Genomic DNA, 11,716 nt, shown 5'->3' with positions numbered 1-11,716 from the left:
GAAGGGGGCTTCAGGCCGCCTTGCCGCCGATGCCGGGCGCTTGGCCGGCCGGTGCGTCGGTTGCCGGTTCCGGCGCGGTCGGCGCCGGCCGCGGCGGGGTGGCCGAGTGCCGCGGCTGGTCGCGGTCGCGGCGGGCCTTGGCGCTGGCGATCTCGGCCTGGAAGGCCAGGTTGGCGGCCGTGTTGCTGTCGCGCGTGGTCATGCCGTCGGTACCGGTGAGGCGGGCAGGAACGGCGCCGATGCGCCGGAAAGGACGGACCGCAGTCCGCCGCAGGGCAGAAGGATGACGGGAGGCATGACGAGGGGTCTTGGGATGGCGATCGAGCTGAGGCAATTCCCGTGCCGTCTTCGAGGCTGGTGGAAGGCGGAGGTCGCGAGGGAGACCGCGGCGGCAGGGAGGGCTGGCTGTGGTGGGGCGGAATCCTTGCAGAGAACAGGCGGGCGGCCCGGGGCCGGCGGAGCGCGCAATGTAGGTCAAGCCGGAGTGGTTGTCACCAGCGGTCGGCGTGTTCCTCCAGCAGGGCGATGAACGCCCGCGCGGCGCGCGAACGGGTGCGCCCGCCATGGGTGACGTGGCCGAGCCGGCGTCGCAGGTCCACGCCGGACAGCGGCAGCGCGACCACCTGGGCGTCGACCAGGCTCTGCGGCAGCACGCTCCAGGCCAGCCCCACCGACGCGAGCATCTTGATCGTCTCCAGGTGGTTGGTGGTCATGCGCAGGCGCAACGACAGCCCGTGCGCGGCGAACAGCTCGGCGACGATGCGGTGGGTGAAGGTGTGCCGCTCCGGCAACACCGCGGGGTGGCCGGCGATGTCCTGCAGCGTGAGCGCCGCGCGCGTGGCGAGGGAATGATCGGGGGCGACCACGAACTGCAGCGGGTCGTCCCAGACCGGGACCGCCCGCAGGGGAGGATGGGTCTCCGGCCCGAGCGTGGTCACCGCCAGTTCCACTTCGCCCTGCAGCACCTGGGCATAGGCCTGTTCCGAATCGAGGAAGCGGATGTCGAGCGCGGCCTCGGGATGGCGCGTGGCGAACTGGCGCAGCAGGGGCGGCAGCCGGTGCAGGCCGACGTGGTGGCTGGTGGCCAGGCTCAGGGTGCCGCCGACCTCGCCGCCCAGGGTGTCCAGCAGCCGGCGCGCGTCCTGCACTTCGTCGAGGATGCGCTGCGCGCGCGGGCGCAGCGCCTGCCCGGCCTCGGTCAGCACCACCTGTCGGCCGAGCCGGTCGAACAGCCGGACCCGCAATTCGGCTTCCAGCAGGCCGATGCGCTTGCTCACCGCAGGCTGGGTCAGGTGCAGCCGTTCGGCGGCGCCGGAAAAGCTCCCGCTGTCGGCAATGGCCAGGAACGCGGCCAGGTTGGCGATGTCCATCTCAGTCGCATTGGTTATGGATTCGAATTAAAAATATGAATTTGTTTTATGGAGTGCAACGGCCTAGCATCGTTTCTCCAGCCCGGCGGCCCGCTCCGCCGATCGCCAGAACCGTTTTGGAAGCACTGCAATGGCCGGCAAGACCCTCTACGACAAGCTGTGGGAGATGCACGAAGTGGCCCGTCGCGACGACGGCTCCTCGTTGATCTACATCGACCGCCACATCCTCCATGAAGTGACCTCGCCGCAGGCGTTCGAGGGCCTGCGCCTGGCCGGCCGCAAGCCGTGGCGCATCGATGCCAACATCGCCACGCCCGACCACAACGTGCCGACCACGCGCACCGAACGCCTGGGCGGGCTGACCGCCATCGCCGACCCGGTCTCGCGCCTGCAGGTGCAGACGCTGGACGAGAACTGCGACGACTTCGGCATCCTGGAGTTCAAGATGAACGATGTCCGCCAGGGCATCGTGCACGTGGTCGGCCCGGAGCAGGGCGCCACGCTGCCGGGCATGACCGTGGTCTGCGGCGATTCGCACACCTCCACGCACGGCGCGTTCGGCGCGCTGGCGCACGGCATCGGCACCTCCGAGGTCGAGCACGTGCTGGCCACCCAGTGCCTGGTCGCCAAGAAGATGAAGAACATGCAGGTGCGGGTGGAAGGCACGCTGCCGTTCGGCGTCACCGCCAAGGACATCGTGCTGGCGGTGATCGGCAGGATCGGCACCGCCGGCGGCAACGGCCATGCGCTGGAATTTTCCGGCAGCGCGATCCGCGCGCTGTCGATGGAAGGGCGCATGACGATCTGCAACATGGCGATCGAGGCCGGCGCGCGGGTCGGCATGGTCGCGGTGGACGAGAAGACGATCGAGTACGTGCGCGGCCGCCCGTTCGCCCCCAGGGGCGCCGACTGGGACGCGGCGGTGTCGGCATGGAAGGAACTGGTGTCCGACCCTGACGCGCATTTCGACGCGGTGGTCGAGCTGCGCGCGGAGGACATCAAGCCGCAGGTCAGCTGGGGCACCTCGCCGGAGATGGTGCTGGCGGTCGACCAGAACGTGCCGGACCCGGAGCGCGAGGCCGATCCGGTCAAGAAGGATTCGATCGTGCGCGCGCTGAAGTACATGGGCCTGCAGCCCAACCAGCCGATCACCGCGATCAAGCTCGACCGCGTGTTCATCGGCTCGTGCACCAACTCGCGCATCGAGGACCTGCGCGCGGCGGCGCAGGTCGCCAAGGGCCGCAAGGTCGCCGCGAACGTGAAGCAGGCGCTGGTGGTGCCGGGCTCGGGCCTGGTCAAGGCGCAGGCCGAGGCCGAGGGCCTGGACAAGGTGTTCGTCGAGGCCGGCTTCGAATGGCGCGAACCGGGCTGCTCGATGTGCCTGGCGATGAACCCGGACAAGCTGGGCAGCGGCGAGCATTGCGCCTCCACTTCCAACCGCAACTTCGAAGGGCGCCAGGGCGCCGGCGGGCGCACTCACCTGGTCAGCCCGGCGATGGCCGCCGCCGCCGCGGTGGCCGGCCACTTCGTCGACGTGCGGGAGATGGTGATCCGTGATTCGTGATTGTGATTCGTAAAAGCGGATCCTCCGAACCCGTCTCCAGCCTTTCCCAATCACGAATCACCAATCACGAATCACGTCCAATGAAAGCCTTCACGACCCACACCGGCCTGGTCTGCCCGCTGGACCGCGCCAACGTCGATACCGACCAGATCATCCCCAAGCAGTTCCTGAAATCGATCAAGCGCACCGGCTTCGGCCCTAACCTGTTCGACGAATGGCGCTACCTGGACGTCGGCGAACCCGGCCAGGACAACAGCGCGCGCCCGATCAACCCCGAATTCGTGCTGAACTTCCCGCGCTATGCCGGCGCCAGCGTGCTGCTGGCGCGCGAGAACTTCGGCTGCGGCTCCTCGCGCGAGCATGCGCCGTGGGCGCTGGACGAGTACGGCTTCCGCGCGGTGATCGCACCGAGTTTCGCCGACATCTTCTTCAACAACAGCTTCAAGAACGGTCTGCTGCCGATCGTGCTGAAGGACGCGGAGGTCGATGCGCTGTTCGCGCAGTGCGAGGCCATCGAGGGCTACACGCTGATCGTGGACCTGGCCGCGCAGACCGTGACGCGGCCGGACGGCGTGCAGTACCGCTTCGAGGTCGAGGCGTTCCGCAAGCATTGCCTGCTCCACGGGCTGGACGACATCGGCCTGACCCTGCAGGACGCCGACGCGATCCGCGCCTTCGAGGCGCGCCATCGGGCGGCGCAGCCGTGGCTGTTCGGCCTGGGCGAACGCGCGTGAGCGCGTCCGCTTCCCACGCGCAGGTGGTGCAGGCGCAGTTCGGCGAGCAGGCCGAGGCCTATCTCCGGAGCGCGGTGCACGCGCAGGGGAGCGAGTTCGCCGAGTTGCAGGCCGCGCTCGCGGCACGGCCCCGGGCGCGCGTGCTCGACCTGGGATGCGGCGCGGGACATGTCGCGTTCCATCTGGCTCCCCTGGCCGACGAGGTGGTGGCCTACGACCTGTCGGCGCAAATGCTCGACGTGGTCGCCTCGGCGGCGGCCGAGCGCGGGCTGGACAACATCCGCACGGTGCGAGGCGCGGCCGAGCGGTTGCCGTTCGCCGACGCGGAATTCGATGTCGTGGCCAGCCGCTATTCGGCGCATCACTGGAGCGACGTCGGTCAGGCGTTGCGCGAAGCGCGCCGGGTGCTGAAGCCGGGCGGCACGGCCGCCTTCATCGACGTGATGGCGCCCGGCGCGCCGCTGCTGGATACGCACCTGCAGGCGATCGAGCTGCTGCGCGACACCAGCCATGTGCGCGACTACTCGGCCGCCGAGTGGCTGCGCCTGGCCGGCGAGGCGGGATTGCAGGTGCAAAAGCTGCATCGCCAGCGCCTGCGGTTGGAGTTCGCCCCGTGGGTGGAGCGCATGCGCACGCCGGAGCTGTTCCGCCAGGCGATCCGCTCGCTGCAGCAGGGCGTGGGCGCGGAAGTGCGCGAGTACTTCGAGATCGCCGGGGACGGCTCCTTCAGCACCGACGTACTGGTGCTGTGGGCCGGACGCGGGTAGACGCGGGTACATGCCATCCATCCTGTGGGAGCGACTTCAGTCGCGACGGGCTTTGGCGGTAAAGCCCCATCGCGACTGAAGTCGCTCTCACAAAAAGTAAAAGCAGCAAAAACAACAAGGAAATATAGATGAGCAAGCAGATTCTGGTCCTTCCTGGCGATGGCATCGGCCCGGAGATCGTGGCCGAGGCGGTCAAGGTGATCGAGCGCGTGGACGCGCGCTTCGGGCTGGGCATCACGCTCGCCTTCGACGAGCTGGGAGGCGCCGCTTACGACAAGTACGGCACGCCCCTGGCCGACGAGACCCTGGCGCGCGCGCGCGCCGCCGACGCGGTGCTGCTCGGGGCGGTCGGCGGGCCGAAGTGGGACACGATCGATCCGGCGCTGCGCCCGGAGCGCGGCCTGCTCAAGATCCGCTCGCAGCTGGGCCTGTTCGCCAACCTGCGCCCGGCGCTGCTGTACCCGCAGCTGGCCGAGGCCTCGACGCTCAAGCCCGAGGTCGTCGCCGGCCTGGACATCCTGATCCTGCGCGAGCTGACCGGCGGCATCTACTTCGGCCAGCCGCGCGGCAACCGCACGCTGGAGAGCGGCGAGCGCCAGGCCTACGACACGCTGCCCTACAGCGAAAGCGAGATCCGCCGCATCGCCAGGGTCGGCTTCGAGATGGCGCGGCTGCGCGGCAAGAAGCTGTGCTCGGTGGATAAGGCCAATGTGCTGGCGTCGAGCCAGTTGTGGCGCGCGGTGGTCGAGGAAGTCGCCAGGGACTACCCGGACGTGGCGCTGTCGCACATGTACGTGGACAACGCGGCGATGCAGCTGGTGCGCGCGCCCAAGCAGTTCGACGTGATCGTCACCGACAACATGTTCGGCGACATCCTGTCCGACCAGGCCTCGATGCTGACCGGCTCGATCGGCATGCTGCCGTCGGCCTCGCTGGATGCCGACAACAAGGGCATGTTCGAGCCTTGCCACGGCTCGGCGCCGGACATCGCCGGCCAGGGCATCGCCAACCCGCTGGCGACGATCCTGTCGGTGGCGATGTTGCTGCGCTACAGCTTCGGCCATGCCGAATCGGCCGAGGCGATCGAGCGCGCGGTGGGCGCGGTGCTCGACCAGGGCCTGCGCACCGCCGACATCTGGTCGGAAGGCACGACCAAGGTCGGCACCGCGGCGATGGGCGATGCGGTGGTGGCGGCGCTGTAAGGCCGGGAATGATCTGAAGCGCAAAGCCCCTCTCCCATCGGGAGAGGGGAGAGGGCGTGCGGGCGAAGCCCTCTCGTGACGTTCAACTGCACGAAGCTTCGCCCGAACCCTCATCCGCCCCTTGCGGGCACCTTCTCCCGAGGGAGAAGGGATTTGCCTACGCCGCTACCACGTCCTGGCGGTTCTGCTCCGCATTGCGCTGCCGCAGCAACCGGTTGGCCACGTCCAGCCAGGCCAGTGCGCTGGCTTCGATGATGTCCTTGCTGGTGCCGGTGCCTTCGTACTCCACGCCGTCGTGGCGCACGCTCAGGCTGGCCTCGCCACGCGCATCGGCGCCGATGCCGACGCTGTGCACCTGGTAGCTGTCCAGCTCCAGGCGTACGCCGGTGGCGGCCGACAGCGCGCCGAACAGCGCGTCGACCGGGCCGTTGCCCTGCGCGGTCTCGGCGACGCGGTTGCCGTCCGGATCGGACAGTTCGACCAGCGCGTTGGCGCGGCTGCCGACGTCGCTGATGGTCATCGAGGCCAGGCGATAGCCGTCCTGGGTGGTGGCGCCCTGCATCAGCGACTGCAGGTCGGCGTCGGTAACCACGCGCTGCTTCTCGCACAGCGCCTTGAACTGCTCGAACACCAGCTTCAGCTCTTCCTCCTCCAGCCAGAAGCCGAGCGCGCGCAGGCGCGCCTCGACCGCGGCGCGGCCGCTGTGGCGGCCCAGCACCATCTGGGTGTCCGGCCAGCCCACGTCCTGCGGGCGCATGATCTCGTAGGTGCCGCGATGGCGCAGCATGCCGTGCTGGTGGATGCCCGACTCGTGCGCGAACGCATTGGTGCCCACCACCGCCTTGTTGCGCTGGACCGGCATGCCGATCAGGCGCTGCAGCAACTGCGAGGTCGGCACGATGCGCGGCGTGTTGATGCCGGTCTCGAACCCGTAGAACGCGTTGCGCACCTTCAGCGCCATCGCGATCTCCTCCAGCGCGCAGTTGCCGGCGCGCTCGCCGATGCCGTTGATGGTGCACTCGATCTGGCGCACGCCGGCCTCGGCGGCGGCCAGCGAGTTGGCCACCGCCAGTCCCAGGTCGTTGTGGCAGTGCGCGCTGAACACCACCTTGTCCGCGCCCGGCAGGTCGGCCACGCCGGCGATCACGCGCCGGAACATGTCGCCGATCTCCTCCGGCGTGGTGAAGCCGACGGTGTCGGGCAGGTTGATGGTGGTGGCGCCCGCGGCGATCGCCACGCGCGCGACCTCGATCAGGTACTCGACCTCGGTGCGGGTCGCGTCCTCGGCCGAGAACTCGATGTCGTCGATGTAGCCGCGCGCCAGCGTCACGTGCTTGTGCACCGATTCCAGCACCTGCTCCTGGGTCATGCGCAGCTTGTGCTCGCGGTGCAGCGGGCTGGTGGACAGGAACACGTGCAGGCGCGGGTTGGCCGCCGCCTCCAGCGCCCGCGCGGAGGTCTCGATGTCGGCCTGCAGGCAGCGCGAGAGCACCGCCAGGGTCGGGCGGCGCAGCTCGCGGCCGATCAGCGCCATCGCCTCGCGATCGGATTGCGAGCTGGCCGGGAAGCCGGTCTCGATGATGTCCACGCCCAGCTCGTCCAGGGCCCGGGCCATCACGACCTTCTGCTGCGGGGTCATGCTGCAGCCGGGGGATTGCTCGCCGTCGCGCAGGGTGGTGTCGAAAATTCGGATACGCGGGGTCTGGTTGGATACGGTCGTGTTCACCAGGATGACTCCTCTACTGCGATGGCTATTGCGGGCGTGGTGGCGGGGGCGGTGGGGCGGGGTGGAGCGGTCGGGGGCGAAGCGTCGGGTGGCCGGCCGCGTTGGCCCTTGAGCCGCTCGCTGCTGCGCCGGCGCGGTTTCCGGGGCGGCCGCGGCCGCACTTCGGAGAGCAGGTTGGCCAGCACGGTGGCGTCGATATTACCGCCTGAGACGACGGCGCACTTGCGTTTGCCGGCCACGCGTTTACCCGCCGCCAGCGCCAGCGCGCCGGCGCCCTCGGCGATCACGTGTTCTTCCAGCGCCAGCCGGACCAGGGTTTCGCGCAGTTCGGCCTCGCGCACGATCACGATGTCGTCTAGCAGGCTGGTGCACAGCCTGCGCGTGATGAAGCCGGGGACCTTGACCTTGACGCCGTCGGCGAGGGTGGCGACCGGCTCGATGGCGCGCACGTCGCCCTTCACCGCGCGGGCCATCGAATCGACCCCCTCGACCTGCGCGCCGATCACCCGCACGCCCTGCGATTTCAGCGCCAGTGCGACGCCGGAGGCCAGGCCGCCGCCGCCGATCGGCACGATCACCACGTCCGGCATGTGCGGGGCGATCTCGATCCCGAGCGTGCCCTGGCCGGCGATCACGTCCGGGTCGTCGAACGCGGGCAGGAAGCGGTAGCCGTTCTGCTGGGCCAGCTCGCGTGCGAACGCGTAGGCCTCGTCGTAGCTGTGGCCGTGCTGGCGCACGGTGGCGCCCCAGTGCTGGACGCCGGCGATCTTGGTGGCCGGGGCGGCCAACGGCATCACGGTGATCGCCTGCAGGCCCAGCCGGTAGGCCGACCAGGCCACGCCCTGGGCATGGTTGCCGGCCGAGGCGCAGATCACCGGGCGGTCGTCGCCGCGCTCCAGCCCGGCCAGCATCGCGTTCAGCGCGCCGCGTACCTTGTAGGAGCCGGTGCGTTGCAGGTTTTCCAGCTTGAGCCAGGTGCCGAAGCGTTCGGCGTAGTGCAACGGCGTGGGCGTGAGATAGCGGCGCAGGCGCGCCTGCGCGGCCAGCACGTCGGCCACGCTGACGGCTACGTCGCCTACGTCCGGTTCCTGGGCAGGGGCACGGCCGGCGTCAGGCATGGTGGTGGAGCCGGTGCTGGGGACCCGGGGGCCGGGTCCCGGGAGAGCGACAGGGGCGAAGAAGATCCCTCCGCGGTCCAGGTGACGGGCACCGGTGGCAGGACGCCGGGAGGCGTCGAAGAAGACGCCTCCTGCCGGGCGCGCGAACCAGGCGGCGAGGGCTTGCCCCGAGTTCCCGGTCCCGGGTCCCCGGTCCCGGCCTCACCGCGTTCATGCCGCTTCCTCCAGCGCGGTGATCCGCACCGATTCGCAGTCGTAGACCTTTTCCAACTGGCGCTGCAGGGTCTCGGCCGGGCGTGCGCCGCCATCGACCACCAACTGCAGGTGCCAGCGGCCGGCATCGGCCGCGTTCGGGCTGCCGCTGATCGCGCACGGGCTGAAGCCGCGGCGCTCGGCCATGCCGATCACGCGCAACAGGGCGCCATCGACGGGCTTGATGACCAGGTCAAGCCGGTAACGCATGGCTGGCCTCCTTCGGGGCATGGGCGGGGTTGCTCTCCAGCATGGTGCTGTTGGCGTTGTTGGGGGGGACCAGCGGCCAGACGTTGGCGCGCGCGTCGATGGTCACGTGCAGCAGCGCCGGGCCGGGCTGCGCCAGCAGTTCGGCCAGGCCGTCCTCGACTTCGCCGCGCAGGGCGATATGGCGGGCCGGGATGCCGAACACCTGCGCCAGCGCGGCGAAGTCCGGGTTGTCGGACAGGTCGATCTCGCTGTAGCGCTCGGCGAAGAACAGCTCCTGCCACTGCCGCACCATGCCCAGCGAGGCGTTGTCGATCAGCACGATCTTCACCGGCAGCCGGCAGCGGGCGATGGTCGCCAGCTCCTGCACGTTCATCATGAAGCCGCCGTCGCCGTTGACCAGGATCACGGTGCGGTCCGGGCAGGCGAACTGCGCGCCCATCGCCGCCGGCAGGCCGAAGCCCATCGTGCCGAGCGCGCCGCTGGTCAGATGATGGCGCGGATGGTTGAAACGGTAGTGCTGGGCCACCCACATCTGGTGCTGGCCGACGTCGCAGGCGACGATCGCGTCGGCGGGGGCGACCTCGCTCAGGCGCTTGAGCAGCGCCGGGGCATAGATGTCGGTGCCGGGCGCGTCGTAGCGCGCGCCGAAGCGCTCGCGGTTGGCGATGCAGCGCTTGCGCCATTCCTCGCAGGTGCTGCGCGCGGCCGCGAGCGCCTTCAGGCCGGTGGCGACATTGCCGGGAATGGCGATGTCGGCGCTGCGCAGCTTGGAGATCTCGTAGGCGTCGGCGTCCAGGTGGATCACCCGCGCGAACGGGGCGAACTCGCTCAGCTTGCCGGTGGCGCGGTCGTCGAAACGGGCGCCGACCACGATCAGCAGGTCGCATTCCTGCACCGCCATGTTGGCGGCGCGGGTGCCGTGCATGCCGAGCATGCCAAGGTACTCGGGATGGTTCGCCGGCAACGCGCCCAGGCCGCGCAGGGTCAGCACGGTCGGGATGCGGGTGGCGTCGACGAACTGGCGGAACGCCTCCACCGCATCGGCCAGGCCGATGCCGCCGCCGCCGTAGATCACCGGCTTCTCGGCGCCGGCGATGGCCGCCAGCGCCTCGTCCAGGCGCGCCGCCTCCGGCGGCGGCGGCGGCTCGATCGCCGCCGGCACGTGGTCGGGCAGGTGCGAGGCGTCGGCCAGCTGCACGTCCTTGGGCAGGTCGATCAGCACGGGCCCGGGACGGCCCTCGCGCGCGATCCGGAACGCCTCGCGCACCATGTCCGGCAGGTCGTCCACGCGCTTGGCCAGGAAGCTGTGCTTGACGATCGGCATGGTCAGGCCGAACACGTCCAGTTCCTGGAAGGCATCCGTGCCCAGCAGGCTGGTGGCCACCTGGCCGGTCAGGCACACCATCGGCACCGAGTCCAGCATGGCGTCGGCGATGCCGGTCACCAGGTTGGACGCGCCCGGGCCGGACGTGGCCACGCATACGCCGACCTTGCCGGAGGCGCGCGCGTAGCCGTTGGCGGCCAGGGCGGCGCCCTGCTCGTGGCGTACCAGGATGTGCTTGAGCCCGGAGTCCACCAGGGCGTCGTAGAACGGCATGATGGTGCCGCCCGGATAGCCGAACAGCGTGTCCACGCCTTCGGCTTCCAGGGCCTGCGTCAACCAGCGCGCGCCATTGCGGGGCGCGCCGGGTTGTGCGGAGGTGTTCATGCGGTGGCGACCTTTGCGTTGCGGTGGGGGGAGGCCGCGGTTACGCGGCCTGTTGCTGCTTGGCGGATGCGGGCGCGGTCTCGGTCTGGCCGCTGAGCCATACCATCTTGGCGCGCAGTTCCTTGCCCACCTTCTCGATCGGGTGCTCCAGGTCGGCCTGCTTGAACTTCTTGTAGTTCGGCAGGCCCGCTTCGTACTCGGCCACCCAGTTCTTGGTGAAGGTGCCGTTCTGGATGTCGGTCAGCACGTCCTTCATGCGCGCCTTGACGCCGGCGTCGATCACGCGCGGGCCGCTGACGTAGTCGCCGTACTGGGCGGTCTCGGACACGAACTCCAGCATGCGGGTGATGCCGCCTTCGTAGAACAGGTCGACGATCAGCTTCAGTTCGTGCAGCACTTCGTAGTAGGCGATCTCCGGCTGGTAGCCGGCTTCCACCAGGGTCTCGAAACCGGCCTGCACCAGCGACGAGGCGCCGCCGCACAGCACGGCCTGCTCGCCGAACAGGTCGGTCTCGGTCTCTTCCTTGAAGGTGGTCTCGATCAGGTTGGCGCGCGCGCCGCCCAGGCCGGCGGCGTAGGCCAGGGCGTAGTCCTTGGCCTTGCCGCTCTTGTCCTGGTAGATGGCGTAGATGCACGGCACGCCGCGGCCGATCTCGTACTCACGGCGCACCAGCGCGCCCGGGCCCTTCGGCGCGACCAGCACCACGTCCAGGTCCTCGCGCGGGGCGATCATGCCGAAGTGCACGTTCAGGCCATGCGCGAACAGCAGCACCGCGCCCTGCTTCAGGTTCGAGGCCAGCACCTCGTCGTAGAGCTTCTTCTGGACCATGTCCGGGGTCAGCACGGCGACCAGGTCGGCGTCCTTGACCGCCTCGGCGGGCGCCTTGACCACGAAGCCGTCGGCCTGGGCCTTGGCCTCGGTCGGGCCGCCCGGGCGCAGGCCGATGGTGACGTCGAAGCCGGAATCGCGCAGGTTCAGCGCATGCGCGCGGCCCTGGCTGCCGTAGCCGATGATCGCGATTTTGGGGTTGGACTGCTCGTTGCTCATGGTGGATTCCTCGGGGA

At 69.7% G+C, this 11,716-nt stretch carries 11 protein-coding genes; 4 read left to right on the top strand and 7 right to left on the bottom strand.

Annotated elements, in window-relative coordinates; translation table 11 throughout:
- Nucleotides 1-10: 10 nt before the first annotated feature.
- Both FD678_RS04315 and FD678_RS04310 read right to left on the bottom strand, forming a co-directional pair.
- Nucleotides 11-202: a hypothetical protein gene (locus tag FD678_RS04315; RefSeq protein WP_140719618.1), complete on the bottom strand. Its 192-nt coding sequence runs from the start codon at nucleotides 200-202 to the stop codon at nucleotides 11-13.
- A 289-nt stretch (nucleotides 203-491) separates the two neighbouring features.
- Nucleotides 492-1,370 (bottom strand): LysR family transcriptional regulator, encoded by an 879-nt coding sequence (locus FD678_RS04310; protein ID WP_140719616.1) that lies wholly within the window; start codon nucleotides 1,368-1,370, stop codon nucleotides 492-494.
- A gap of 130 nt (nucleotides 1,371-1,500) precedes the next feature.
- Here FD678_RS04310 and leuC point away from each other — a divergent pair, with 130 nt between their 5' ends.
- The 4 genes from leuC (at nucleotide 1,501) to leuB (ending at nucleotide 5,637) form a co-directional block, all read left to right on the top strand.
- A complete protein-coding gene (leuC, locus tag FD678_RS04305) occupies nucleotides 1,501-2,934 on the top strand; it encodes a 3-isopropylmalate dehydratase large subunit (RefSeq protein WP_140719614.1) in 1,434 nt (477 codons plus the stop codon).
- Between the two features lie 80 nt (nucleotides 2,935-3,014).
- Entirely contained in the window at nucleotides 3,015-3,668 is a 654-nt protein-coding gene (leuD, locus tag FD678_RS04300) for a 3-isopropylmalate dehydratase small subunit (protein WP_140719611.1), read from the top strand.
- Nucleotides 3,665-4,435 (top strand): class I SAM-dependent methyltransferase, encoded by a 771-nt coding sequence (locus FD678_RS04295; protein ID WP_140719609.1) that lies wholly within the window; start codon nucleotides 3,665-3,667, stop codon nucleotides 4,433-4,435. Before leuD ends, FD678_RS04295 begins: the two co-directional genes overlap by 4 nt.
- Before the next feature lie 128 nt (nucleotides 4,436-4,563).
- Nucleotides 4,564-5,637, top strand: a complete 1,074-nt coding sequence (gene leuB, locus FD678_RS04290; RefSeq protein ID WP_140719607.1) for a 3-isopropylmalate dehydrogenase — start codon at nucleotides 4,564-4,566, stop codon at nucleotides 5,635-5,637.
- A 157-nt stretch (nucleotides 5,638-5,794) separates the two neighbouring features.
- Here the strand turns inward: leuB and FD678_RS04285 are convergent, their stop codons facing one another.
- The 5 genes from FD678_RS04285 to ilvC all read right to left on the bottom strand — a co-directional run bounded on the left by FD678_RS04285 (nucleotide 5,795) and on the right by ilvC (nucleotide 11,699).
- A complete protein-coding gene (locus FD678_RS04285) occupies nucleotides 5,795-7,363 on the bottom strand; it encodes a 2-isopropylmalate synthase (protein WP_140719605.1) in 1,569 nt (522 codons plus the stop codon).
- Nucleotides 7,360-8,481, bottom strand: a complete 1,122-nt coding sequence (locus FD678_RS04280) for a threonine dehydratase (protein ID WP_140719603.1) — start codon at nucleotides 8,479-8,481, stop codon at nucleotides 7,360-7,362. The genes FD678_RS04285 and FD678_RS04280 overlap by 4 nt, the downstream gene beginning before the upstream one ends.
- 210 nt (nucleotides 8,482-8,691) lie before the next feature.
- Nucleotides 8,692-8,943, bottom strand: a complete 252-nt coding sequence (locus FD678_RS04275; RefSeq protein WP_140719601.1) for an ACT domain-containing protein — start codon at nucleotides 8,941-8,943, stop codon at nucleotides 8,692-8,694.
- Entirely contained in the window at nucleotides 8,927-10,651 is a 1,725-nt protein-coding gene (gene ilvG / locus FD678_RS04270) for an acetolactate synthase 2 catalytic subunit (protein WP_140719598.1), read from the bottom strand. Before ilvG ends, FD678_RS04275 begins: the two co-directional genes overlap by 17 nt.
- 40 nt (nucleotides 10,652-10,691) lie before the next feature.
- On the bottom strand, nucleotides 10,692-11,699 hold the full coding sequence (gene ilvC, locus FD678_RS04265; protein ID WP_140719596.1) for a ketol-acid reductoisomerase: 1,008 nt from the start codon (nucleotides 11,697-11,699) through the stop codon (nucleotides 10,692-10,694).
- Nucleotides 11,700-11,716: the final 17 nt, after the last annotated feature.

Origin of the sequence: Pseudomonas sp. Hp2, assembly GCF_006386585.1 — a bacterium.
In the GTDB taxonomy this organism is placed as follows: domain Bacteria; phylum Pseudomonadota; class Gammaproteobacteria; order Xanthomonadales; family Xanthomonadaceae; genus Pseudomonas_S; species Pseudomonas_S boreopolis.
The sequence above is the reverse complement of the archived record's forward strand: the minus strand, read 5'-3'. Positions and strand labels throughout refer to the sequence as shown.